Raw genomic sequence first — 23,515 nt, 5'->3', positions numbered from 1 at the left:
TGGCCCGCATGGCCGCGATTTTAGCCGATGCAGGCGACGGCGGTCCGCCTTTCGACGCTTGGCACCCATGGCTGGCCTGAAATGCCGGACATCAGGCCGGGCGTCAGCGGCCGTCGCCCGATTCCCTTAGAATCGCTGCGAGACGGCTCGCAGGGCCGTATTTCCACGAATTCGCGACGGCGTCGCTACTTATTCGGAAGGTTGAACCATGGATCTGGGAATCAAGGGCCGCACGGCGCTGGTGTGCGGTGCGAGCAAGGGGCTTGGGCGTGCTTGCGCGCAAGCATTGGCCGAGGCGGGCGCCGATGTGGTGATCGTGGCGCGCACCGCGGCGGCGTTGAATGAGGCCGCAGACGCCATCCGCGCATCGGCGGGCGTGAAAGTGACGGCAGTCGTCTGCGACATCACCACGCCAGAAGGCCGTGCACAGGCGCTCGCCGCATGCCCGCAACCCGACATCCTCGTGACTAACGCGGGCGGCCCGCCCCCGGGCGACTTCCGCGACTGGCAGCGCGACGACTGGATTCGTGCGCTGGACGCCAACATGCTCACCCCCATCGAGCTGATCAAAGCGACGGTGGACGGCATGATCGCGCGCCAGTTCGGGCGTATCGTGAACATCACCTCCTCGGCGGTGAAGGCCCCCATCGACATCCTCGGGCTCTCGAACGGTGCGCGTTCGGGCCTGACGGGCTTTGTCGCGGGGTTATCGCGCACGACGGTCGGTCATAACGTCACGATCAACAATCTGCTGCCCGGCGCGTTCGATACCGACCGTCTGGCGGGCACGATGAAAGCGTGGGCCGACAAGAGCGGGCAGTCGGTCGACGAAGCGCGTGCGAAGCGTGCGGCGGCGATTCCGGCGCGTCGGTTCGGGCAGCCGGACGAATTCGGCGCAACGTGCGCATTCCTGTGCAGCGCGCAGGCAGGCTACATCACCGGGCAAAACGTCCTGATCGACGGCGGCGCTTACCCCGGCACTTTCTAGGCAGAGACTTCCCACATGACCGTATCCAGCGTCACAAGCGTTCCGAAGGTTCGTATTGCCCTTATCGCGCACGACAAAAAGAAAGATGAAATTCTCGCCGTCGCGCGCGACTACGTGGACGTGCTGCGTCAGTGCGATCTCGTCGCCACCGGCACGACGGGCGGACGCATTGCCACGGAACTGGGCCTTGAGGTCGAGCGCAAGCTTTCGGGCCCGCACGGCGGCGACTTGCAAATCGGCGCCCAACTGGCCGAAGGGCGCGTCGACATGGTGCTGTTCCTGCGCGACCCGATGACGCCGCAACCGCACGAACCGGACATCAACGCGCTCGTGCGCGCGTGCGACGTGCACAACGTGCCGTGCGCCACGAATAGCTCGACGGCGCGGTTGCTGCTCGAACAGTTGATCATTCGGCTGGCGGCGCAACCCAAGTAATTGGCGCACGGCCGGTAAGCCATCGACACACCCCAAAGCGACACACCAAAAGTCTTAAGGAGCGAGGATGACAAAAGCGATCCGTATCGAAACGAACGGCGGCCCGGAAGTGATGCAGTACGTCGACGTGCAAGTGGGTGAGCCGGGGCCGGGCGAGGCGCGTGTGCGCCACAACGCGGTCGGGCTGAACTATATCGACGTGTATTTCCGCACGGGCCTCTATCCGCAGCCGCTGCCCGCAGGCCTCGGCATGGAAGCCGCGGGTGTGGTCGAAGCGGTGGGTGAGGGCGTCACGCATGTGAAACCCGGCGATCGCGTCGCCTATGCGAGCCGTCCGTGCGGCGCTTATTCGCAGGCGCGCGTCATGCCCGCCGCACCGCTCGTGCGCGTGCCCGATGCCATCACCGACGATCAGGCCGCGGCCATGATGCTGCAAGGCATGACGGCGCAATATCTGCTGCGCCGCACGTACCCGGTGAAGGCTGGCGACACGATTCTGATTCATGCCGCCGCCGGTGGCGTGGGCCTGATCGTGTGCCAATGGGCCAAGGCACTGGGTGCGACGGTCATCGGCACCGTGGGCTCCGACGAGAAGGCGGCGCTGGTGCGCCAGCACGGTTGCGACCATCCGATCGTCTACACACGCGAGAACTTCGTCGAACGCGTGAAGGAAATCACGGGCGGCGAAGGCGTGCCGGTGGTGTACGACTCGATCGGCAAAGACACCTTCATCGGTTCGCTCGACTGTCTGCGCCCGCTGGGTACGATGGTGAATTTCGGGAATGCGTCGGGGCCGGTCACGCAGATCAACACCGCCGATCTGGTGTCGCGTGGCTCGCTGTTCTTCACGCGTCCGACTTTGTTCAACTACACGGCCAAGCGTGCGGATCTGGAAGCCACCGCGAACGAACTGTTCGATGTCGTTGCTAAGGGGACGGTGAAGATCGAAGTCAATCAGCGTTATGCGTTGGCCGACGTCGCGCAGGCGCATCGCGATCTCGAAGGGCGCAAGACCACGGGTTCGACGCTGCTGATGCCGTAACTGGTTGACGGATCATTGGCTAGAAAAGGAAAAGGGACGCCGAGGCGTCCCTTTTTTGTTGCCGCGACCGCTAGCGCTCAGGCGCGTTGTGTGAACACATGGGCGCGCGCATCCTCGCGCAAGTCGGCGGGCAGGCGTCCTACCAGCCAGTGCACCACCATGCCGATGATGACCACGTCGTCGAGTAGACCGAAAACCGGGATGAAGTCGGGAATCAGGTCGAAGGGGCTGAGCAGATAGACGACCAGCGCAGCCACGGCGGGCAGCAGCCAGCGCGGACGGCGTGGGTCGCGCACGGCGTGCCAGAGGATGCGGAAATCGTGGCGGGCCACTTGCCACAGGCGCAGAAATCGTTTCACTTGCAGACTCCAAAAACAGACGTCAATACGGGGCGGTTTTGCAGAATTGCGTGCCGAACCGACGCAAACGTCGTATAACATCGTTCAAAGTGTTGAGAATGATACGCGCAAGCGAACTTTCTTGCTGGTAGGCATGGTCACGCACTTTGCGTTACAAATGACTTCGACATCATGGCGACGCGACGGTTTCATCGACGCGCGATGTCTGGCGCAGCACCGGATGGCCGGACAAGTTTCGCGGTTGCGACGTCACAAGGGCGGCGGGATAATTTGCCGGTCGCCATGGTCTACCCACTTTCCCTCTTCTAGCGGACGCATCCCAAAGCCAATATGACCGACGCTCAAGATCCGAAATCGCCGCAACAGCCCCCCAAGTCCCCCGAAGCCGATACCGGCGCGAGCAAGAGCGCAGCCAAGCCCGTGACGCCGGAGTCATCGTCGAGCACATCGACGACGTCGACGGAGTACGTCGAAGGCGCGACGCCCGCGTCGCCGCGTGCGACCGGCAAGCCGGTGGGCGGCACGGCGGAAGGTTCTGCCGAGATGCCCCCCAATCCCGATACGCTGACGCGCCCGGTGCATCAGCCCGAACCGGGCGCCTCCGCCGATGCGCGCGCAGAGAAACCGCAGCCTCCTGCAACGCCTTTGACGCCATCGACACCGGCAGTCAGCCAGAAATCGGTTGCCGAAGTCGCGTCCGACAGCAACCCCATCGGTGCACCGTCGGCCGCCGCGTCGCGTGAAGACGTTAAGGCCGCTGGCGTGGGTAGCGCGGGCGGAACGATTGATGCTGGCGCGAGCGCGTCATCCACTCAAGCGGGGGCGACCGGTGCGGCAGCATCTGCCGCCACAGGCGGTACTGCGCCAGCAGGCGCAAGTGGTTCCGGCGGCTCTGGCGGCGGCGAGCCTCCCCATCAACCAACCTTCGGCGGCGGCGCACCGCGCCCCGGCAGTCCTGCGTCGATGGGCGGCGCGCCGTCGTATCTTCAGGCGGGCGACTCGCCGTGGTCGGTGCTGCGCCGTATCGTCGGTGCGCGTTTCCGTGCGTGGTACGACCGTGCGGGTCAACGCATCACACAGCGCACGCTCAAGATCGGCATCTCCGCGCGTATCTTCCATCCGGAGCCCGGTAACAAGGGGTTGCGCAGCAAAACGCTGCAATACCTCGAAGAGTCGATCGCTCACTGGGTGATGTCGCGCGACGTGCTGGTGTTCATGATTCCGACGGTCGACACGCAAGGGCAATTGCACCCCAGTCACATCCGTTTGCACGATTACGCCAAGCATCTCGACGGCCTGGTGTTGCAGGGCGGGGCAGACGTTGCGCCGCTCACGTACTCGGAAGTCGCCACGCGCCACGAATGGCAGGGCGACCGCATGCGTGACATGTACGAACTGGAACTGCTGCACGAGTTCGTCGAGCAGGGCAAACCGATTCTCGGGGTGTGCCGGGGCTGCCAGCTCATTAACGTGGCGTTTGGCGGCACGCTGCATCAGGACATTGCCACCGACTTGCCCGAAGCCATTCCGCACGTGACCGAAACGTACGAGCACAACCGTCACACGCTGACCTTCACCGAAGGCTCGTCGCTTGCGCAGATGCTCGGCCCGGTCGATGTGCCGATCGTGAACTCGATTCACCACCAATCGGTGAAGACACTGGGGCGCGACCTAAGCGTCGAGGCCGTGTGTGCGGAGGATGGTGTGGTGGAGGCGATTCGTTATCGCAAGGCACCGTTCGTGATGGGCCTGCAATGGCATCCGGAGTTTCACCGTGCGGGTGGTCCGGAGTTTCTGGATTGCACGCCGGTGCTCGATAACTTCCTGCGTGCCGCGCGCGAAACGCGCTTCTGATGAGGTCTTACTAATGCGATGACCGTCGCGTTCATCGCCAAAGAAAAAGGGCAGCCGAGGCTGCCCTTTTTCATGTCGAGAGCGCTGCGATGTGGCTAACAGCGCTCTGTCCGCGTCGATTAGAAGCGGTGACGGATGCCCGTGCCCACAACGGTTTGCGAGCTGGTCGACGACATACCACCGGCAGCGCCAACGCCGGCTTGCAAGCCCGTGCCTTGGTTGTCGGAGATGTGTTGGTACGAACCGGTCAGGTACACGTCGGTGCGCTTCGACAGACGGTAGTCAGCTTGCAGCGTAACGGTGTGGAACTTCGGCTTCTGGTCGGTCGAATCTTGCTTGGCCATCGTGTACGTGTACGCGGCCGACAGCGAGACTGCCGGGGTCAGCATGTAGCGACCGTTGATTTCGAAGTTGTCGAACTTCAGACCGTCGTTGTTGAACGACACAGCGGTGCTGTTGTAGTTCAGGCCCGACAGACCTTGCAGTTGGGTGTGGGTGTACACCAGGCCGACCGTTGCCGGGCCGAAGGCGTAGTTACCACCGATACCCCACACGCGTTGCTTCGATGCGTTGAACACCGAGTCACCGCCTGCCGACGTGTCCACAGCACCTGCGGTGTTGTTAGCACCCGGGTTGCCTTGGCGTTCCAAGTAAGCAGCAGCCACCGTCAGCGGGCCGTTTGCGTAGTTCACGCCGGCGCTGAATGCACGGTTGTTGGCGAAGTCACCAGCCTTGTTCGAGAAGCCATACAGGCCGCCGAAGGTCAGGCCGTTGTAGTTGGCGCTCGAGTACTTGACCGAGTTGTTCACACGGAACGAGTTGTTCGTGTTGTCGTTGTCATACGGGTGCGAAGCGATCGTGCCGCCGTACGACGAACCGTTCAGGGTCAGCGGAGCCAGGTAGTCAACCAGCGAGTCGTACTGACGACCCACGGTCACCGAACCGAACTTGTCGTTCGACAGGCCAACGAAAGCCTGACGGCCGAACATGCGGCTGTTTTGACCCGATTGACCGTTGTTGATCGAGAAACCGTTTTCCAACACGAAGATGGCCTTGTTACCGCCACCCAGATCTTCCGAGCCCTTCAGGCCCCAACGGCTGCCGTTCACCAGGCCGCTCGTTGCGCGGAAGTTCTTCGAACCCGAAGCACCTGCCGTGGTGGTGGAGTTGCTCGTGTAAGCAACGCCAGCATCGATCAAGCCGTACAGCGTAACGCTGCTCTGTGCATGCGCGGCGGTTGCCGAGAACGCGCCGACGACGGCTGCGGCAAGAAGAGTTTTTTTCATGGTTTAAGCTCCAGTAACGTGACACGAATCGCAGAATTCGCGTGAAAACAGAACGCGGCGAAACAGAACATGTCGAGGTGACGGTTTGTCATTCGCGGGCCCGATCAGGTATCGGCACTGTTCTGCTGACAGGGGGCAGTGTATGAGGGGGCTTCCCTCTCGCCTATTTCAGAATCCGCAAGAATCTATTTCACTTCTGAAAAGAATCGTGTCGACGTGTCGCAAAGCGTTGTGTGACAAGGGATTGGCTTGATTAAGCCTAGGCGAGAAATGGCGATGCAAGCGGTGTGTGTTGCGCTCGGGACACAGTGTTTGCACAGCAATGAGGCGGCTGCGAAGCGTTGCCAGCGCTGGATTTGCGCGCGACACGCATGTTTTGAATTGGTTCCCGCGCTGCGATTTCATGTCGCACTCACGCTTTGCGCGAGCGGTGCATCGAAGGGAATTGCGTAGAGAAAGCCGTCACGTATTCGTTTAACGATTTGCGTGAGCGATCTTCCGATGTCGACGCACTTCTACTCACTTCTATATAGCTGCCGAGTGCATCGTGAAGCAGCCGATGACTGGCATGTTCGATTCGCGACAGCATCGTGTCATCTTCGCGTCATCGCTGAACGCACGCATGCAGCATCGAGTGCGAAAGCAAAGATGTCACTGATGTGGCCGATGTGCGAATTCCGAGTTGTTTTCGCGCGCGACTTCGCGTGGCGTCAAAAAAGCCCTTTATTTATGGGGTTTTAGAGACTATTGCGAGCGGGCGAATAAATCATTGCGCCGAATGATGAGAATGTTTCGCGGGTGCGCACCTATACTACGTTCCGCGAGAAGTAGACTTTTGCGTTGAGTGAAAAGTCTCCAAACCTTGGCGCGGCCTCATCGGCCGCGCTTTTTTTTGCCTGCGTTTTTTCGTCGGTTTTTCGTGTCATGCGTAGTGCCCCGACGTCAGCGCATCGGCACAATCGCGCACGTGCGGAATGCTCAATTGCTTGAGCTTGCGATACAGCGACGCGCGACAAAATCCCAACGTACGAGCCGCCGCAGAAATGTTCCAGCGATGCTGCGCGAGCGCCTGCAAGATGCGTTCTCGCTCCTGCATACGCGGCGTATCGCGCTCGGTCGAGACGTTCGCTGAGGCGGTGGCCGCAACGGCATTCATCGACGCCGCCGACGCCGCATGCTGCATCGTCAGTACCGACGCTTCCCGCAGCGGTGCATCGTGTGCTGTGGTCACCGCGTGGCGCGACACCGTCGCCGTCATTGGCGTTGCCGCGCACACCTCTGGCGGCAAATCTTCCACCCGCATGACATTCCCGTTCATCACCGCGCACGCGTAGCGCAATGCTGCGCGCATCTGCCGCAGGTTACCGGGCCAGGCGTAAGCGAGCAGGCGCGTCATCGCGTCGGTCGACACACGGGCGAGCGCTTGATCCATGCGCAGGCCGGGCCATTCGTCGCAGAGCATGCGCGCAATAAGCTCGGGCTTGTCGTCGCGCTCGTGAAGCGTGGGCAGCGTGAGCACACCCACGGCGACGCGGTAATAGAGGTCTTCGCGAAACTTGCCTTGTGCGACCGCGCTAGCGAGATCCTGATGGGTGGCGCAAATCAATTGCACGTCGACGGGAATGGCGCGGCTCGCGCCCAGCGGCGTGACTTCGCGCTCCGATAGCACGCGTAGCAGCCGCGTTTGCAGCGCATACGGCATGTCGCCGATTTCATCGAGAAACAGCGTGCCGCCGTCGGCCTGTTGCAGCTTGCCTTTCATGCCGCCGGGCAGTGCACCGGAGAACGCGCCGCGTTGATAGCCGAACAATTCGCTCTCGACCAGATGTTCGGGAATCGAGGCGGTATTGATCGCGACGAATGCTTGCGCGCGCCGCTCGCTATAAGCATGCAGCGCGCGGGCGAGAAATTCCTTACCGGTGCCCGTCTCGCCGAGAATCAGCACCGGCAGGCCGCGATCGACGAAGCGCTTGCCGCGCGCGAGCAGGTCGCGCATGCGGGCGTCGGTGCCGCTGAGATCGTCGATGGCGAGATAGTCGGGGCGCATCTGGCGCTGAGCCGCCGTGGCGGGCGCCGGAGCGAGCGGTAAGGCAGGAGCAAGAGGAGCAAGGGGAGCAATCGAGGCGACGTTGCCAAAGGTGGCCGACGTGCCTAACGGGGTGACATTGGGGGCGACATTGCCAAGATAGCCAAGGGAACCAAGCGGACTGACGGGTCGAGCGGGGGCGTTCGCTACAGCAAGGTGAGCGGGCATGACTGTCTCCTTCTCGTATCGTTACGAAAGGTCGCCGTCGGTGGCTTTTGGCCTGGCGTTTCCTTCACGTCTCTTTATTGTTGCGTCTCGCTCGGGTGGCGACCGCAAATGGAGCATACGACCGCACAGTCATAACATCCAATACAATATTGATGCGCTATTAATACCTGTGGGGTATCAGATGATCGAACTGCGCCATTTTCAGTATTTCGTCGTGTTGGCCGAGACGTTGCACTTTGGCCGCGCGGCGCAGCAATTGCACATCTCGCAGCCGCCGCTCTCGCGGCAGATTGCACTGATGGAAGCCGAGTTGGGGGTGCTGCTATTCGAGCGCACGCGCCGTAGCGTGCGTCTGACCCGGGCGGGAGCGCGGTTTTATCAGGACGCGGTAGAAATTCTCAATTCGGTCGATCGGGCCAAGCGCAACGTGGTTGCTGCGAGCCGGGGCGAGGATGGGGCGATTACCGTCGGTTTCATGATGTCTTCGGCGTACAACATCCTGCCTGCGCTCACGCGTACCTACGCAGCCGCCTATCCGCGCGTCGACATGAAGCTCGCCGAAGCGCTGCCCAATTTGCTGGCTGAATCGGTGCGAGCTGGACGTATCGACGTGGGCATCATGTATCGCCCGGAAGATTTGTCGGGGCTCGATACCGCAACGGTATTTCGCGAGGAGATGGTGGCCGTGATCCCGCGCACGCATGCGCTGGCAGAGACCCCGCTGCTCGACGCCACGCAGTTAGCCGATGAATCGTTCGTGAGCATTCCGCGCGAGATCGCCCCGCTGGTCTATGACCTGATCGTCACGCACTGCCGCCGCGCAGGCTTCGCACCGCATATCCGGCTCGAGACGAACCTTCAGCAAACGATTATCAATTTGGTGGGGGAGGGGCTGGGCGTGGCGATGGTGCCGATGTCGATGAGCAGCGCCAGCGCGTCGGGTAACGCGGTGTTCAAGCCGCTGCGTAACGCGCCGGTGGCGGAAGTGGCGTTGCTGTGGAGCCGAGACAATCACAACCCCTGCGTCGCCACATTCGTTGAGAACGCCCAGCGCGCGTGGCGCGAAATGCAGCGAGTGCCGGGCGCGCGGGTGGTGCCCGATCTGCCGGACACCAGCCTGCGCTGATCACATGCCTACTCAGATTTCCTCTTAGATTTCCAAAATCCCGGCGGCGACAAACCCGCCGTCGACCGGCAGGATATGCCCGGTCACATACGACGCATCGTCCGACGCCAGAAAACTCACGGCACCCGCAATCTCTCGCGGCTGGCCGTAGCGACCGAGCGGCGTCGTTTCCGTATAGTGCTGGCGCGAGATATCGGAGTGCAGCGCCTTGGTGAGCGGCGTGTCGATGGGGCCTGGTGCAACGCCGTTAGCCGTAATTCCGAACGGCGCCAGTTCAATCGCCATCTGACGCGTCAGACCGATCACCGCGGCCTTCGACGTGCCATAGGCCGTGCGCCCCGCGCTCGCGAGAATGCCCGCCACGGAGGCGAGATTGACGATGCGTCCCCAGCGTTGCTCGCGCATCAGGCGTGCCGCATGTTGACCGCACAGCAGCGTGCCGGTCAGGTTCACGGCCATCACTTGATGCCAGTGATCGAGCGGATATTCGAGAAACGGAAACGTCTTGGCGATGCCCGCGTTATTGACCAGCACATCGCAGCGCCCGTGCTTTTGCGCCACTTGCCGGAACCCGTCGGCAATCGACGCCTCATCGCCCACGTTCATCGCGAGTGCCCACGCGTCGTGGCCTGCTTCGCGGAGCTTACCCGCCGTCTCGTGGGCGACTGCCTCGTTCAGGTCCGCGACCACGACCGTCATGCCGTCGCTCGCCAGCCGCTCGCAAATGGCCGCACCAATCCCCATGCCACCGCCTGTCACCACTGCCACTTTCTGGGTCATGCTATGGACTCCTAAATTTATTTCGATTTACAGCGCGGGCTCCACCGCCAGCAAAGCGGCGGAGCCCGTCAGTTACCTAGCCATACGTATGACTTACTTCAGGAAGCCGATCGAGATCCAAGGCACGAAGACGACGATGAGCAGCGCAATGAGAAGCGCGCCCATGTAGGTCCACATGCGGTTGAACACCTTGTCGGGAGACGTCTTGCCGATCGCGCACGCGGCATAGAAGCCGACGCCGAGCGGCGGGGCAAACAACCCCATGCCCATCGACAGAATCACGACCATGGCGTAATGCACGTCGTGAATTCCCAAGGAGCGCGCCACCGGGAACAACAACGGGCCGAACAGCACAATCGCGGGAATGCCTTCGAGCACGCTGCCCAGCACGATGAACACGACCATCGAGATCAGCAGGAAGCCGACCTGCCCGCCGGGCACGCCGTGCATCAGGCCGACCAGTTTGGCCGAGAAGCCCGACTGCGTGAGCGCCCATGCCATCGCGGTGGCCATGCCGATAATCAGCAGAATGGCGCCCGACAGCGCAGCGGTTTCCGTGAGCAGCGGATACAGACGCTTGAAGTCCAGATGTTTCTTGAAGGCATGCACGATCAGGCCGATCACGATCGTGTAAGCGATACCGACCGTCGAGACTTCCGTCGCCGTCGCTGCGCCTTCGATCACCGCCGTACGGATCAGAATCGGCAGGGCCAGCGCGGGCAGCGCGATGATGAACGTCTTGCCGATCACGCTCCACGGCGCGCGACGTGCTGCGTTAGGGGCTTCTTTACGCGAGCGCGTGAAGCACACCACCACAATGGCGAGCGTGGCGATCACGGCGGGTAGCAGGCCGCCGACGAAGAGTGCAGTAATCGACACACCGCACACGGCGCCGATGGTGATGAGCACCAGACTCGGCGGAATCGTCTCCGTCATCGCGCCAGTCGACGCGAGCAGTGCAACGAGGTCTTCCGGCTTCGAGCCGCGGCGCTTCATCTCGGGGAACAGTGCCGGGGCGACAGCGGCCATGTCGGCAGCCTTCGAACCCGAGATGCCCGAGACGAGAAACATCGCCCCGAGCAGCACATATTGCAGACCGCCGCGCACGTGGCCGAGCAGCGATGCCATGAACTCGATCAGACTGCGTGCCAGACCGCTCATTTCGATCAGCGCACCGAGCAATACGAAGAGCGGCACCGAGAGCAGGATGAGGCCAGACATGCCTTCGTCCATGCGGCTCACGACGATCTGCAACGGGGCGTCGGTCACCAGCGCCAGATAGGCCAGCGTGGCGGTACCGAAGGCGAACGCAATCGGAATGCCCCCGGCCACACACACGCCGACGATCAGCACGAAGAACACGAGCAAGTTGTAGTTGCCCATCGCGATCAGCGCGGGGCGGCCGAGCCACAGTGCGGCGCCGATGGCGGCGACCACCAACACGCCCAAGCCGAACTGACGCACCGTAGAACAACGCGCCATGCGAGAGATCGCAGCGAGCAGCATGAGGGCCGCGCCTACCGGCAAGGCAGCCGCGCGCAAGCCGTCGGGAATTTCGAGCGCAGGCGTGGTGATGTCCATCTGCTCGATGGCATGCGTGTAGGCGGGCATGATGATGAGCGCCACGAACACGCATACTGTGAGCGCGGCCATCGTCTGGAACCAGTCGCGCCACGCTGCGGGGAGCTTGTTGACGATGGCGGACAAACGCATGTGCTCACCGCGATCGAGTGCGATCACCGCACCGAGCATCGATAGCCAGATGAACAGGATTTGCGCCAGTTCATCCGACCAGGTGAGCGGATTGTCGAACCCGTACCGCGAGATCACGCCCGCGAGCAGGATGAGAGTCTCCGCCACGACCAGCAGCACGGCAACCGCCTCGGTGACTTTCATCACCGCGCGGTTGACGTGGCAGAAGAGGCGGGCGAGCGCGTGCGTGGGCTCGGCCGTCATCGTCAACGTTTCCATTTACGCAAGCTTCCCGGTGTACTTTTCCAACATCGCCCACGCCTCGTCGCCGAACTTCTTATGCCATTCGGTATAGAAGCCTGCCGAGCGCAGCTTGTCGCGGAACTGTTCGTTGTTCGGTGCGTTGAACACGAGACCCTTCTGCTTGAGTTCGACCATCACGCCGTCGTTGAGCTTCTTCACGTCGTCGCGCTGCACGAGTGCCGCGGCATTCACGTTGGCGGTGATGATGTCCTGCAAATCCTTCGGAATCTTGTCCCACTTCTGTTTGTTGGCGAGGAACCAGAAGCCGTCCCACATGTGGTTCGTCATCGAGACGTACTTCTGCACTTCGTACAGCTTGGCCGTGGTGAGCAGCGCGAGCGGGTTTTCCTGCGCTTCGACGATCTTCGTTTGCAGCGCCGAATAGACTTCCGAGAAGTTGATCGACGTCGGCGACGAATCGAAGGCACGGAACATCGACGTCCACAGCGGGCTCGTCGGCACGCGAATCTTCAGGCCCTTGAGATCGGCGGGCGAGTTGATCGGGCGATTGCTCGTGGTGATCTGGCGATACCCGTTCTCCCAAATCTTGTCGAACGCGAACACCGTGGTCTTCGCGATCTGACCGCGCACGTGCGCGCCGAGATCGCCGTCCATGGCGGCCCACACTTGGCCGTAGTCCTTGAATGCGAAGCCCACACCCGAGATCTGCGCCGAGGGCACCAGCGTGCCGAGAATCAGCGGCGAGAGCGTGAAGAAGTCGATGGCTCCCGAGCGAATCTGACTCAGCATGTCGCTGTCGGTGCCGAGTTGGTTGTTCGGGTAAATCTGGAAGTCGATGCGGCCCTTCGATTGATCCGCGATCTTCTGCGCCATCTCCTTGGCGCGAATGTTCATCGGATGGCTGATCGGCAAGTTGTTGGCGAATTTCAGCGTGATTTCGGCGGCGTGTGCCTGCGCTTGATACAACCCCGTGGCGGCGGCTGCCGATGTGGCGGCCACAACTTTGATGAAGTGGCGACGATCCATGGTGCTCATACTGCATGTCTCCTTGTTTATAGGTTTGGTGACTGCGTCTGAAGCGGGAAGGTGCGGGCGTGTTGCCCTGCAACGTTCCTGCCAACTCGGAAAGCGGGCTCGCAAGTGGCTTGGCTATCTTACGCAAATCGAATGCCAGTTCGACGCCCTGACGGGAAAACCCTTACGTTGTTAAGCATCCAAGCGAGCGTGGGCGTACGGCGCAGCGGCTTTTGTCTGGCGGAACAGGCGGGGGCGAAGGCATGACGGGCGTGCAGGGTGATCAACATGGGGATCAACTTGGCGGCGCGCAGACATGCGACACCTGTCGCATCCGGGGTGCCCGTTGCGACACGTGTCTCGCGCGAGTGCGACAGTGGATGCGACACCTGTCGCACGTGAGACACCCTCGATTCGACCCGGGCGGCGTTGCTGCATCACAGCAAATTCGCTTCATGCGCCGGGCATTCGAATTCACTTGATGCCGTTAGGAATCCGGCTTTACGCTTACGTCAATTGCGCGCACGCCACAAGCGTGTGTTCGGACGACGGGTTGAATCGCCCTGTGTCCCGTTGCGCAATCGGCGTTCGATGTCATGGCGTTCATGAGCCGCGCAACACTGGCATCGAAATTGCTCACCGGAGTCTGGATCACCCCAATTTTCCGGAGATACTTCATGGTTGCTGCATGCCTTACGGGCTGGGCTCACTCCCAGTTCGGCAAACTCGATAACGTCGACGCCGAAGTTCTGCTGGCCCAAGTGGCGCAAGCCGCGCTCGACGATGCGGGCCTCGCCCCCGAGCAGATCGACTCGATTCACGTCGGCACCTTCAATGGCGGCTTCCTGTATCAGGACTTCCCGTCGTCGCTTGTCTTCAACAACATTCCCGGCCTTCGCTTCAAACCGGCAACGCGCTACGAGAACGCGTGCGCCACCGGCTCGGCTGCCGTGCATGGCGGTCTGCAATCGATCGAAGCGGGCAAGGCTACGCACGTCCTCGTGATCGGTTTCGAGAAGATGACCGAGCTCGCTAACCCGCAAGTCGGCGAAGTGTTGCTCAAGTGTTCGTATGCGCGTGAGGAAGCGGGCATTCCGGGCGGCTTCGCTGGCGTTTTCGGCACCATTGCGCAGCAGTACTTCGATCGCTACGGCGATCAATCCGACGCGCTCGCACGCATTGCCGCGAAGAACCATCGCAACGGCACGGTCAACCCGTACGCCCACATGCGCCGCGACTTCGGTTACGACTTCTGCCGCAACGTCTCCGAGAAGAATCCGTTCGTCGCGGGTCCGCTCAAGCGCACCGATTGCTCGATGGTCTCCGACGGCGCTGCGGCGCTCGTGATCTCGAAAGCCGATGTCGCTCGCACGATGCCGAAGGCCGTGGGCTTTCGCGCCGCCGTGCAAGTCAACGACTACCTGCCGCTCTCGCGCCGCGACGCGCTTGCCTTCGAAGGCGGTCAGCACGCATGGCGTCAGGCGTTAGGCGTTGCGGGGCTGTCGCTCAAGGATTTGTCGCTGGTCGAGACGCACGACTGCTTCACCATTGCCGAGCTCATCGAATACGAAGCCATGGGGCTTGCCAAGCCGGGCCAGGGAGCCAGCGTTGTGGCCGAGGGGCTGACGGAAAAAGACGGCCTGCTGCCGGTCAATCCGTCGGGCGGTCTGAAGGCCAAGGGGCATCCGGTCGGCGCCACGGGCGTGTCGATGCACGTCATGGCCGCGATGCAGCTCACGGGCACGGCGGGCGAGATGCAGATTCCGAACGCGAAGCTCGCGGGGGTGTTCAACATGGGCGGTGCGGCGGTGGCCAACTACGTGAGCATTCTCGAAGCCCGTTGATTGGCATGAATGGCCCGGCGGCCGTGTTCGATGCGCAGAGCAAGGCCGTGCAAAGCAGACAAAGAGCAAAGCAGAGGAGACGAGCAAGATGCTCAAGAAGGTCATGAATCTCGGCCGCTTGTTGGCCGACGTTGCCCGGCGTCATCCGAATGAGGCGGGTGTCATCATCGGCGACAAAGTCGCGACGTGGGGCGAAATCGACGCCCGTGTGAATGCCGCCGTCGATGCGTTGCGCAAGCTCGGTGTGGGCAAGGGCGACAAGCTGCTGGTGCACTCGCGCAACAATCTGCCGATCTTCGAGAGCGCGTGGGTCGCGTTCAAGCTCGGCGCGATCTGGGTGCCGACCAATTTCCGCATTACTGCGCCCGAAGCGGCCTATCTCGGTCAGTCGAGCGGGGCATGCACGATGATTTACGACGCGGGTTTCGAGGGGCATGTCGACGCGGTGAAGGCGGCGTCCCCCGCATTGCGCCACGTGATCGCGCTGGGCACCCCTCGCGCGGGCGAACTGCATTACGAGACGCTGGTCGCCGAGCACATGGGCGCGCCCGAGTTCGAGGAAGAGGTGGAGTACGAAGACCCGCTGTGGTTCTTCTACACCTCGGGCACGACGGGGCATCCGAAAGCGGGTGTGCTCTCGCACGGGCAAATGGCGTTCGTCGTCACCAACCATCTGGCCGACCTGATGCCGGGCATCACCTATCGCAGCCGTTCGATGGTGGTCGCACCGCTCTCGCACGGCGCGGGCATTCACGCCATCGTCAACACGGCGCGTGGGGCCGCGAGTGTGCTGCTGCCGGGCGAGAAGATGGATGCGGCGCAGGTGTGGCAGGCCGTCGAGCGTCATCGGGTGGACAACATGTTCACCGTGCCGACCATTGTGAAGATGCTGGTCGAAGACCCGTCCGTCGACGAATACGATCACAGCTCGTTGCGTTTCGTGATTTATGCGGGCGCGCCGATGTATCGCGCCGATCAGAAATACGCGTTGCAAAAGCTGGGCCGCGTGCTGGTGCAGTACTACGGTCTTGGTGAAGTGACGGGCAATATCACCGTGCTGCCGCCGTGGCTGCATGGCGATGACGACGATGCGCCCGATGCGCGAGTGGGCACCTGCGGATTGCCGCGCACGGGGATGGAAGTGGCGATTCTCGACGAACATGGTGTGCGTCAGCCGCCGTTCGGCTCAGGCGAGATTTGCGTGCGTGGGCCGGCCGTGTTCATGGGCTATCACAACAACCCGGACGCGAACGCCAAGGCGTTCAAGGACGACTGGTTCCACACCGGCGATCTGGGCCATGTCGATGAACAGGGGTTCCTGTACATCACGGGGCGCGCGTCGGACATGTACATCTCGGGCGGCTCGAACGTGTATCCGCGCGAGATCGAAGAAGCGTTGCTCACGCACCCGGCAGTGTCGGAGTGCGCAGTGCTCGGCGTGCCCGACCCCAAGTGGGGCGAGAGTGGGCTGGCGGTGGTGGTGGCCCGTGAGGGCATGGCCGCGCAAGCCGACGAGTTGCTGGGACATCTCGAAGCGCGCATTGCCCGCTACAAGTGGCCGCGCCGCTTTGTGTTCTGGAATGCCATGCCCAAGTCGGGCTACGGCAAGATCGTGAAGAAGCAAATCAAGACGATGCTCGAAGAGCAAGGAGACTATCGACTATGAAACCTGCGCTTTCACGGATCTATCGGCATGCAGGCGCCCCCACGTTACCCCGTGTGGAAGACTGCGTGTTGAGCGGGCAGCACGAACTGCGCGTGACGATCCGGTCTGGTGCGAATCTTGGCGAGTCGTTACGCGCGGCGTTATCCCGCTATGCGTACGGCGGCGGCGTCGGCCGTTTTTGCGCGGGCACCGCGCGAGGTCTGCGGTATCACATGATCGAGAACACCGCAGATACAGAGCGCCCCTTCGGGTATGGGGCGCCGGTCGACGAAACCCGGGAAGTGGACCTGATCGGCGGCGCCATCACGGTGGGCCGTACAGCGGACGGGGCGACATTGCTGCATTGCCATGCGGGGTTTTCCGACCCGTCGGGCATGTTGCATGGCGGCCATCTGATTCTCGATCACACATGGGCTGGCGATGAGCCCGTGGTTATCCGCCTGTGCTTGTTCGAGCACGGCGGCTATGTGACCGCAGACGATGAGGAAACGCGCTTTCACCTGCTCCATCCCGTTGCCGGAGATCTCTCATGAGCGCAGCGCTCGATGTTCCCGTAGCCATTGAAAATGGCACGCTGGGCCGGTTGGTGGTGGCCCGTCTCAAACCGAATCAGGATCTGACCGAAAGCATCGAAGCGTTGTGCGCCGAGCATTCGATCTCGCGCGCGATCGTGCGCGGGGCGGTCGGCAGTCTGATCGATGCACGGCTCACGTTTCGCGCGGGCGAGGGCTGGCGCGAGCAACTCGTGCAGGGTCCGGGCGTGGAAATCCTCAACGTGTTCGGCGAAGTCGATGTGCGCACCGACCCCGCCAACGCGCTGCCGATGCTGCACGGCATGGTGGCCGACACCGAAGGACGCATGTTCGCCGGACGCTTCGTGCGCGGTGGCAACCTGTCGTTCATCACCATCGAAGTGACGCTGCAAGAGTGGTTGCCGGCGTCGTGATGCGCAGGAACGATTCGATGGCGGTGACGAGGGCGAGCGGCGTTTCGTTCATCGGATAGTGACCGGCGTTCGGCATGACCTCGAGCGTGGCGTGGGGATATCGTTGCAGATACGTCTCACGCACGAGCGTCGCGTTGAACGTCGGGTCATGTTCGCCGACGAGCACTTTCATCGGATGCACGCCCGTAATTTCGTGGCTGAAGTTGGTGTCGGCCCATGCGGCAAAGTAGGCGGCGAAGGCTTCCGGCGTCGAGCGCGATGCCGAGTAAGCCGCTTTCCATTCGATCCATTGCGATGGCAGCCGGTGGCCCGTGCTGCGGTCGATGATCGCCTGGCGCAATTCGATGTCATGCGCGGCATTTTCGAACATCGCACGTCGCTGCGCGTCGAACGGCACGCCGCCGCATGGCACCGGTGTCACGGGTATCAACGCGCGAACGCGTTCAGACGCAAGGACGGCGATCTTCTCGATCGCCATCGCTCCCATCGAGTGCCCGATAAGGCTGAATTGCTGCGCACCAAGGGCGTCGGCGAGTGCTAGCGCGTCATCGGCAATCTCATCGATGGTGTAGGCGCCCGCGACCTCACGCATGCCGCCGTAGCCGCGGTAGTCCATGAAGACGTAGGTGAACTCGTCGCGGGAGAGCCACGCTTCGATGGCGTCGAACGCGTGCGCGTCGCCGAACCAGCCATGCAGGACAAGAACCACGTGGGGGCCAGTCCCCACGCGATGAAAGGTATTGGGCATCACAACTCCGTGTGTGAATAGTGTCGACAGCGGGAATCGTAGGTGTCGATGCCGTTGCCCGCCGTCAATGCTGGGTCAATCACTGTAGAATTCGGGCCATGCGCAATACCCCGCTCGATCCCTACGAAGCCTTGCCACGTACCGTGGTCGTGACAGCCAACGACTATGCGGCAGGCTCGACCTATCCCGAACACGCGCACGCACGCGGCCAGTTCGCGTTCGCTTCGCGCGGCATGATTACGGTCGCGACGCCGCAGGGGCGTTGGTTCGTGCCGCCGCAACGCGCTTGTTGGGTGCCTGCGGGCATGCAGCATGAGATGACCATGAGCGGCGCCGTGACGATGCTCAACACGTTCATCGCTAGTGACGCTGCCGAGGCGGCAGGGATGCCTTCGCATTGCTGCGTCTACGGCGTGTCGCCGTTGCTTCGGCAATTGATGGATGACGCTGTAGATTTGCCTGCGATGTACGACGTCGACGGGCGAGACGGCAAGCTCATGGACTTGTTGATCGCAGAGATTGCCGCGATGCCGCGCTTGTCGTTGCATGCCCCGATGCCGAGTGATGCGCGGCTGGCGGATGTGTGCAGAACGATCTTCGCTGCGCCGTCGATTGCGACGGATCTCGATGCTGTGGCGGCTGCGGCGTCGATGAGTCGACGGACGTTCACGCGTCGGTTCCGCGAGGAGGCGGGTGTGAGTTTTGCCGAATGGCGACAGCAAGTGTGTTTGTTGGCGGCGATTGCACGTCTGAGCGAAGGGCAGTCGGTGACGCGCGTCGCGCTCGATTTGGGCTATGGCAGCCCAAGCGCCTTTACTTCGGCATTTCGCCGTGTGCTGGGCGATGTGCCGAGCCGGTATTTGGAAGTTCGCGCGTAGGTGGTGTCGGCGGCGGTGCTGGAAAGCAAACCGGGGCTTCCGTCTGAACGGAAGCCCCGGCGTGTTGCGACGTGTCGCGACGACACGTTGACGTGGTTGCTTACGCGACGGTCGGCGTCACGAGTCCGTCGTCACGGAACATGTGCTTGATGCCGCGCACTGCCTGACGAATTCGCGATTCGTTTTCGATCAGCGCGAAGCGCACGTATTCGTCGCCGTACTCGCCGAAGCCGATGCCGGGCGAAACCGACACCTTCGCTTGCGCGAGCAACTTCTTCGCGAATTCCAGCGAACCGAGCGCCCGATACGGCTCGGGGATGCGCGCCCAGATATACATCGATGCCTTGGGCAGATCGACGGCCCAACCGGCTTCGATCAAGCCTTTATAGAGCACGTCGCGACGGCGCTGATATTGCGCGCGAATCTCTTCGACACACGTCTGGTCGCCTTCCAGCGCAGCGATAGCAGCGACTTGCACGGGCGTGAACGTGCCGTAGTCGTGATAGCTCTTGATGCGTGCAAGCGCGGCGACCAGCTCCGAGTTGCCGACCATGAAGCCGATGCGCCATCCCGCCATGTTGTAGCTCTTCGACAGCGTGAAGAACTCGACGGCGACGTCTTGCGCGCCCGGTACTTGCATGATCGACGGCGCTTTGTAGCCGTCATAGACGATATCGGCGTAGGCCAGATCGTGCACGACGAGAATGTCGTGCTTGCGGGCGAGTTCGATCACGCGCTCGAAGAATTCGAGTTCGACGCACTGGGCGGTGGGGTTCGACGGGAAGCCGAGAATCACCATCTTGGGCTTCGGATGGCTCTCACGAATCCCGCGTTCGAGTTCGGTGAAGAAGTCGATGCCGGGCGTCATGGGCACGGAGCGGATGTTCGCACCGGCGATGACCGCGCCGTAGATGTGAATCGGGTACGAGGGGTTGGGCACGAGTACCGTGTCGCCTTGATCGAGCGTGGCGAGCATCAAGTGGGCGAGGCCTTCCTTCGAACCGATCGTGACGATGGCTTCGCGCTCGGGGTCGAGTTCGACGTCGTAGCGGTCTTTGTACCAGCGGGTGATGGCGCGGCGCAGACGCGGAATGCCACGCGAAGTGGAGTAGCCGTGCGTATCGGGGCGTTGTGCCACTTCGACGAGCTTGCTGACGATGTGGGGCGGCGTGGCCCCGTCAGGGTTGCCCATCGAGAGGTCGATGATGTCTTCGCCACGACGGCGCGCCGCCATTTTGAGTTCGGCGGTGATGTTGAAGACGTACGGGGGAAGACGATTGATGCGCGCAAAGCTGCGCGAGCTCTGGGAGCCTGACATGTTGATCCTGGAACGTAAGCGCCCGGAACCGTCCGAGCGACGCCGGTGTGCTGGCCACACCGTGACGGCGACTTTAGCAAGGCGTCGCACGGTTGTGCAAGACAAATTTTCGGGGGCTGTCGGTTATGATGGGCGGCCTTGAAAACCGGAGGATAACGATGGCGTATCTGTACTTGCTGGTGGCGATCGTGGCGGAGGTGATTGCCACGTCGGCGCTCAAGGCGTCGGACGGATTCTCGCGCGTGGGGCCGGTCGTGCTGGTCGTGGCGGGGTATGGCGTGGCGTTCTACATGTTGTCGCTCACGCTGCGCACCATCCCCGTGGGCATCGCGTATGCGATGTGGTCGGGGCTGGGGATTGTGCTGATCTCGATCGCGTCGCGCGTATTGTTCGGGCAGAAACTCGATGCCGCGGCGATGCTCGGCATGGCGCTCATTATCGCCGGGGTCTTGGTGATGAATCTCTGGTCGAAGTCGTCGGCGCATTGAGCCGCGCACGGGTCTTCACACTAAGCGGTGATTTGCTCGGCTTCTGCTTCAGCGAGTACCGCTTTGAGTGCGCCGACACACATATCGATTTCCGCGCGCTCGATGATGAGTGGCGGCGCGAGCCGCAGCACGGTCGAGCGCGTTTCTTTCGCGAGGATGTGGCGTCGCAGCAAACGCATCGCCAGATCATGCGCGTCGGCCAATGCGGGATCGATTTCGATGCCGACCCAAAGCCCGCGACCGCGCACTTCTCGAATGACCGGCGAATGAATCGCGCGCAGGCGAGAGAGCAAATATTCCCCCATTTCCGCGCTTCTACCGGGTAGGTCTTCATCAGCCATGACGTCGAGCGCTTCGAGCGCGACGGTAGCGGCCAGCGCATTGCCGCCGAAGGTCGAGCCATGGCTGCCGGGTTCGAACAGGTCGATCACGTCGTGCCGCGCGACAAATGCCGAGACTGGCAGCAATCCACCGCCGAGGGCTTTGCCCAGCATCACCCCATCCGGCACGATGCCTTCGTGCTGATAAGCGAACCATCGCCCGGTGCGCCCGAGCCCGGATTGAATTTCATCGAGCAGCATGAGCACGTTCTGCTCGGTGCACAGATCGCGCAGCGCGCGCAGGAAGCCGTCGGGCGGCACGACTACACCGCCTTCGCCTTGAATCGTTTCGAAGAGGACGGCGCAGGTGTTGGGGGTGATGGCGGCGCGTACGGCGTCGATGTCTCCGAAGGGTACGCGGATGAAACCGGGCGCGAACGGGCCGAAATCGGCGCGATAGGCGGGTTCGGAGGAGAAGCCGACGATGGTGGTGGTGCGGCCGTGGAAATTCCCGTCGGCGACGATGATTTCGGCTTTTTCGGCGGGAATGCGTTTGACGCTGTAGCCCCAGCGGCGGGCGGCTTTGATGGCGGTTTCGACGGCTTCGGCACCGGTGTTCATCGGCAGGGCGCCGCCGAGGGTGGTGAGATCGCACAGGCGTTCGAGGAAGGCGCCGAGCTTGTCGGAATAGAAGGCGCGCGAGACGATAGCGAGCCGTTGCGCTTGCGCGGTGAGTGCCGCGACAAGGCGAGGGTGGGCATGGCCGTGGCTGACGGCGGAGTAGGCGCTCATCATGTCGAGATAGCGGGTGCCTTCGACATCCCAGACCCAGACGCCCTTGGCGTGCGAGAGCACGACGGGGAGCGGGGCATAGTTATGTGCGCCGTAGCGTTGTTCGCGTTCGATCTCGTTCATGAGCGCGTCCCTCCACATCAGCAGTCTAGATGGGAAGGGAGTGGCACGTAAAGAGGACATCTCCCGAGGCGGCGCGGATGAAATTGGCATGCGCGTGCGCTATAATCGCCGATTCCTCGGGCGTTTGCGTGCAGTTTGCGATTGCGAATCATCTACCGCAAAGCGCTGAACGCCCCGGAACCTTCCGGCAGCGACACTCGGTCGCCGCCAACACGCACTGCCCATAGCTCAGTTGGATAGAGCATCGGCCTTCTAAGCCGACGGTCGGGGGTTCGAATCCCTCTGGGCAGGCCAGTTCTACAAGGGCCCACGGTCGCCCGCTTCCATCGAGTTGCGTGTTCATCGCACTTTCATCAACCAATGCACTGCTCACTTCGGTGGCTAGGTCCAGCGAGCGCAATTAGCCCGTTTGAGGCTTGGCCGCCCCCCGCGTCGACTGCGGCACCATCGAGGCCCATATGACTACTTTGTCGGTGCGGTCGTGCGTGTAGATGGCGGCAGGGCGATACGCGTTCAATCACAGCTGACGCTGTCGAACGTAGCGGACACGTACAAAAGCGCGTGCTTCGGTGCGCCGCCTAAATGTGCCAATGCCGAAGGGGCACTTTTTGCGAACAACACCGAGAGCGAGGTTGCTGAGTTAGGACGTGCGGGAATTTGAAGACACGTACGTTGCTGGATTCGCGACACCAAGTCGCGCCAATTTAACCGGCCGATTTCCGGCTGTGGTGAAAATAGAGGTACATGAGACCGAACGGCGCGATAAAGATTGCGAACGACCAGCAGATTGCCATCGTGATCGATTTTACGAATAGCATAAGAATTGCATTCACGAAGAAGACGTTGCTGCCCATGATATAGCCGACGATGCTCTCATAGACGAAGCGAGAATAAGGGTATAGCAATGTGTTGATCGCAAACAGTGCGTAAGCCATAAATGCTGGCCCGTGCGGCTGATTACCCCGATTCAAAACGAACAAGATAAGTGCGGGGAAAATCAGGCCAAAGAGAAACTGACGAGTGTAGTACTGAACAGACAGGCCACCGAAAGTCTTCGCTATCACTGGGTGCATTTATTTTTCCTTGTTTATTTTAGTGCTCGTGTAGATGGCGAATTCTGCCATTTATTATGGATTCCAATCAACTATCATCGCTATAAGAAATCCGGTAGCGTGCCTACTTGGGTTTTCCTAAAAGCTGGTGGGGATGTCCTCAGTCCTCCACTTGCGTTTGGACGGAGCCGTATCTATCGGCACTACCAAGTGGCATTCCCCCTGTCACACATCCGACACACCCCG

20 protein-coding genes, 1 tRNA gene and 1 pseudogene are annotated in these 23,515 nt (G+C 61.9%); 12 read left to right on the top strand and 10 right to left on the bottom strand.

What is annotated here, in order from left to right:
- The first annotated feature begins 208 nt into the window (after window positions 1-208).
- The 3 genes from PPN31114_RS15880 (at window position 209) to PPN31114_RS15870 (ending at window position 2,465) form a co-directional block, all read left to right on the top strand.
- Entirely contained in the window at window positions 209-988 is a 780-nt protein-coding gene (locus PPN31114_RS15880) for an SDR family oxidoreductase (RefSeq protein ID WP_150680511.1), read from the top strand.
- Between the two features lie 15 nt (window positions 989-1,003).
- Window positions 1,004-1,423 carry a methylglyoxal synthase gene (locus tag PPN31114_RS15875; protein ID WP_150680510.1) on the top strand — a complete coding sequence of 140 codons (420 nt, stop codon included), beginning with the start codon at window positions 1,004-1,006 and terminating at the stop codon, window positions 1,421-1,423.
- 67 nt (window positions 1,424-1,490) lie between these two features.
- Window positions 1,491-2,465, top strand: a complete 975-nt coding sequence (locus PPN31114_RS15870) for a quinone oxidoreductase family protein (RefSeq protein ID WP_150680509.1) — start codon at window positions 1,491-1,493, stop codon at window positions 2,463-2,465.
- A 77-nt stretch (window positions 2,466-2,542) separates the two neighbouring features.
- Here the strand turns inward: PPN31114_RS15870 and PPN31114_RS15865 are convergent, their stop codons facing one another.
- Window positions 2,543-2,824 (bottom strand): YkvA family protein, encoded by a 282-nt coding sequence (locus PPN31114_RS15865; protein ID WP_246182593.1) that lies wholly within the window; start codon window positions 2,822-2,824, stop codon window positions 2,543-2,545.
- Between the two features lie 543 nt (window positions 2,825-3,367).
- Between PPN31114_RS15865 and PPN31114_RS15860 the strand changes: the two genes are divergently transcribed.
- Window positions 3,368-4,678 (top strand): gamma-glutamyl-gamma-aminobutyrate hydrolase family protein, encoded by a 1,311-nt coding sequence (locus PPN31114_RS15860; protein WP_370865899.1) that lies wholly within the window; start codon window positions 3,368-3,370, stop codon window positions 4,676-4,678.
- A gap of 119 nt (window positions 4,679-4,797) precedes the next feature.
- Here the strand turns inward: PPN31114_RS15860 and PPN31114_RS15855 are convergent, their stop codons facing one another.
- Window positions 4,798-5,964, bottom strand: coding sequence for a porin (locus tag PPN31114_RS15855; protein WP_150680506.1), 1,167 nt, complete (start codon window positions 5,962-5,964; stop codon window positions 4,798-4,800).
- 922 nt (window positions 5,965-6,886) lie between these two features.
- Window positions 6,887-8,218 (bottom strand): sigma-54-dependent Fis family transcriptional regulator, encoded by a 1,332-nt coding sequence (locus PPN31114_RS15850; RefSeq protein WP_370865887.1) that lies wholly within the window; start codon window positions 8,216-8,218, stop codon window positions 6,887-6,889.
- A 181-nt stretch (window positions 8,219-8,399) separates the two neighbouring features.
- Between PPN31114_RS15850 and PPN31114_RS15845 the strand changes: the two genes are divergently transcribed.
- The gene (locus tag PPN31114_RS15845) at window positions 8,400-9,344 is read left to right on the top strand and encodes a LysR family transcriptional regulator (RefSeq protein ID WP_150680505.1); all 945 of its coding nucleotides are present in this window, start codon (window positions 8,400-8,402) and stop codon (window positions 9,342-9,344) included.
- A gap of 24 nt (window positions 9,345-9,368) precedes the next feature.
- Here PPN31114_RS15845 and PPN31114_RS15840 read toward each other — a convergent pair whose 3' ends face one another.
- The 3 genes from PPN31114_RS15840 to PPN31114_RS15830 form a co-directional block, all read right to left on the bottom strand.
- Window positions 9,369-10,124 (bottom strand): SDR family NAD(P)-dependent oxidoreductase, encoded by a 756-nt coding sequence (locus PPN31114_RS15840; protein WP_150680504.1) that lies wholly within the window; start codon window positions 10,122-10,124, stop codon window positions 9,369-9,371.
- 93 nt (window positions 10,125-10,217) lie between these two features.
- Window positions 10,218-12,080, bottom strand: a complete 1,863-nt coding sequence (locus PPN31114_RS15835) for a TRAP transporter large permease (protein ID WP_246182637.1) — start codon at window positions 12,078-12,080, stop codon at window positions 10,218-10,220.
- 15 nt (window positions 12,081-12,095) lie between these two features.
- Window positions 12,096-13,115 carry a TRAP transporter substrate-binding protein gene (locus PPN31114_RS15830; RefSeq protein WP_150680502.1) on the bottom strand — a complete coding sequence of 340 codons (1,020 nt, stop codon included), beginning with the start codon at window positions 13,113-13,115 and terminating at the stop codon, window positions 12,096-12,098.
- A 656-nt stretch (window positions 13,116-13,771) separates the two neighbouring features.
- On the opposite strand from PPN31114_RS15830, the gene PPN31114_RS15825 reads away from it, so the two are divergent.
- The 4 genes and pseudogenes from PPN31114_RS15825 (at window position 13,772) to PPN31114_RS15810 (ending at window position 17,550) form a co-directional block, all read left to right on the top strand.
- Entirely contained in the window at window positions 13,772-14,938 is a 1,167-nt protein-coding gene (locus tag PPN31114_RS15825) for an acetyl-CoA acetyltransferase (RefSeq protein WP_150680501.1), read from the top strand.
- 34 nt (window positions 14,939-14,972) lie between these two features.
- A pseudogene (locus PPN31114_RS15820) lies at window positions 14,973-16,604 on the top strand (acyl-CoA synthetase); the annotation flags it as partial.
- Window positions 16,601-17,137, top strand: a complete 537-nt coding sequence (locus tag PPN31114_RS15815; RefSeq protein WP_246182592.1) for a PPC domain-containing DNA-binding protein — start codon at window positions 16,601-16,603, stop codon at window positions 17,135-17,137. The pseudogene PPN31114_RS15820 and the gene PPN31114_RS15815, both read left to right, overlap by 4 nt.
- Window positions 17,134-17,550 (top strand): PPC domain-containing DNA-binding protein, encoded by a 417-nt coding sequence (locus PPN31114_RS15810; protein WP_150680499.1) that lies wholly within the window; start codon window positions 17,134-17,136, stop codon window positions 17,548-17,550. The genes PPN31114_RS15815 and PPN31114_RS15810 overlap by 4 nt, the downstream gene beginning before the upstream one ends.
- Here the strand turns inward: PPN31114_RS15810 and PPN31114_RS15805 are convergent.
- Window positions 17,507-18,298, bottom strand: a complete 792-nt coding sequence (locus PPN31114_RS15805) for an alpha/beta fold hydrolase (RefSeq protein WP_150680498.1) — start codon at window positions 18,296-18,298, stop codon at window positions 17,507-17,509. The two genes, PPN31114_RS15810 and PPN31114_RS15805, sit on opposite strands and share 44 nt — an antisense overlap.
- Before the next feature lie 98 nt (window positions 18,299-18,396).
- On the opposite strand from PPN31114_RS15805, the gene PPN31114_RS15800 reads away from it, so the two are divergent.
- On the top strand, window positions 18,397-19,176 hold the full coding sequence (locus tag PPN31114_RS15800) for an AraC family transcriptional regulator (protein WP_150680497.1): 780 nt from the start codon (window positions 18,397-18,399) through the stop codon (window positions 19,174-19,176).
- Window positions 19,177-19,276: 100 nt separating this feature from the next.
- On the opposite strand, the gene alaC is transcribed toward PPN31114_RS15800, so the two are convergent.
- Window positions 19,277-20,494: an alanine transaminase gene (gene alaC, locus PPN31114_RS15795; protein ID WP_150680496.1), complete on the bottom strand. Its 1,218-nt coding sequence runs from the start codon at window positions 20,492-20,494 to the stop codon at window positions 19,277-19,279.
- A gap of 158 nt (window positions 20,495-20,652) precedes the next feature.
- Here alaC and PPN31114_RS15790 point away from each other — a divergent pair, with 158 nt between their 5' ends.
- A complete protein-coding gene (locus PPN31114_RS15790) occupies window positions 20,653-20,982 on the top strand; it encodes a DMT family transporter (RefSeq protein WP_150680495.1) in 330 nt (109 codons plus the stop codon).
- 20 nt (window positions 20,983-21,002) lie between these two features.
- On the opposite strand, the gene rocD is transcribed toward PPN31114_RS15790, so the two are convergent.
- Window positions 21,003-22,217 carry an ornithine--oxo-acid transaminase gene (rocD, locus tag PPN31114_RS15785; RefSeq protein ID WP_150680494.1) on the bottom strand — a complete coding sequence of 405 codons (1,215 nt, stop codon included), beginning with the start codon at window positions 22,215-22,217 and terminating at the stop codon, window positions 21,003-21,005.
- A 217-nt stretch (window positions 22,218-22,434) separates the two neighbouring features.
- Here rocD and PPN31114_RS15780 point away from each other — a divergent pair.
- Window positions 22,435-22,511: transfer RNA gene (locus tag PPN31114_RS15780), tRNA-Arg, on the top strand.
- A 410-nt stretch (window positions 22,512-22,921) separates the two neighbouring features.
- Here PPN31114_RS15780 and PPN31114_RS15775 read toward each other — a convergent pair.
- The gene (locus PPN31114_RS15775; protein ID WP_150680493.1) at window positions 22,922-23,290 is read right to left on the bottom strand and encodes a hypothetical protein; all 369 of its coding nucleotides are present in this window, start codon (window positions 23,288-23,290) and stop codon (window positions 22,922-22,924) included.
- Window positions 23,291-23,515: the final 225 nt, after the last annotated feature.

This window comes from Pandoraea pneumonica (assembly GCF_902459645.1).
GTDB classification, from domain to species: Bacteria; Pseudomonadota; Gammaproteobacteria; order Burkholderiales; family Burkholderiaceae; genus Pandoraea; species Pandoraea pneumonica.
Note: the sequence above shows the minus strand (reverse complement) of the source record. Positions and strands in the feature narration are given on the sequence as shown.

Coding starts and splice junctions, on each gene's coding strand:
- PPN31114_RS15840 (WP_150680504.1), bottom strand. CDS start 10,124: ATGACCCAGAAAGTGGCAGTGGTGACAGGCGGTGGCATGGGGATTGGT.
- PPN31114_RS15790 (WP_150680495.1), top strand. CDS start 20,653: ATGGCGTATCTGTACTTGCTGGTGGCGATCGTGGCGGAGGTGATTGCC.
- PPN31114_RS15855 (WP_150680506.1), bottom strand. CDS start 5,964: ATGAAAAAAACTCTTCTTGCCGCAGCCGTCGTCGGCGCGTTCTCGGCA.
- PPN31114_RS15800 (WP_150680497.1), top strand. CDS start 18,397: ATGCGCAATACCCCGCTCGATCCCTACGAAGCCTTGCCACGTACCGTG.
- PPN31114_RS15805 (WP_150680498.1), bottom strand. CDS start 18,298: ATGCCCAATACCTTTCATCGCGTGGGGACTGGCCCCCACGTGGTTCTT.
- PPN31114_RS15815 (WP_246182592.1), top strand. CDS start 16,601: ATGAAACCTGCGCTTTCACGGATCTATCGGCATGCAGGCGCCCCCACG.
- PPN31114_RS15830 (WP_150680502.1), bottom strand. CDS start 13,115: ATGAGCACCATGGATCGTCGCCACTTCATCAAAGTTGTGGCCGCCACA.
- PPN31114_RS15810 (WP_150680499.1), top strand. CDS start 17,134: ATGAGCGCAGCGCTCGATGTTCCCGTAGCCATTGAAAATGGCACGCTG.
- PPN31114_RS15775 (WP_150680493.1), bottom strand. CDS start 23,290: ATGCACCCAGTGATAGCGAAGACTTTCGGTGGCCTGTCTGTTCAGTAC.
- PPN31114_RS15845 (WP_150680505.1), top strand. CDS start 8,400: ATGATCGAACTGCGCCATTTTCAGTATTTCGTCGTGTTGGCCGAGACG.
- rocD (WP_150680494.1), bottom strand. CDS start 22,217: ATGAACGAGATCGAACGCGAACAACGCTACGGCGCACATAACTATGCC.
- PPN31114_RS15850 (WP_370865887.1), bottom strand. CDS start 8,218: ATGCCCGCTCACCTTGCTGTAGCGAACGCCCCCGCTCGACCCGTCAGT.
- PPN31114_RS15875 (WP_150680510.1), top strand. CDS start 1,004: ATGACCGTATCCAGCGTCACAAGCGTTCCGAAGGTTCGTATTGCCCTT.
- PPN31114_RS15860 (WP_370865899.1), top strand. CDS start 3,368: ATGCCCCCCAATCCCGATACGCTGACGCGCCCGGTGCATCAGCCCGAA.
- PPN31114_RS15870 (WP_150680509.1), top strand. CDS start 1,491: ATGACAAAAGCGATCCGTATCGAAACGAACGGCGGCCCGGAAGTGATG.
- PPN31114_RS15880 (WP_150680511.1), top strand. CDS start 209: ATGGATCTGGGAATCAAGGGCCGCACGGCGCTGGTGTGCGGTGCGAGC.
- PPN31114_RS15825 (WP_150680501.1), top strand. CDS start 13,772: ATGGTTGCTGCATGCCTTACGGGCTGGGCTCACTCCCAGTTCGGCAAA.
- alaC (WP_150680496.1), bottom strand. CDS start 20,494: ATGTCAGGCTCCCAGAGCTCGCGCAGCTTTGCGCGCATCAATCGTCTT.
- PPN31114_RS15835 (WP_246182637.1), bottom strand. CDS start 12,080: ATGACGGCCGAGCCCACGCACGCGCTCGCCCGCCTCTTCTGCCACGTC.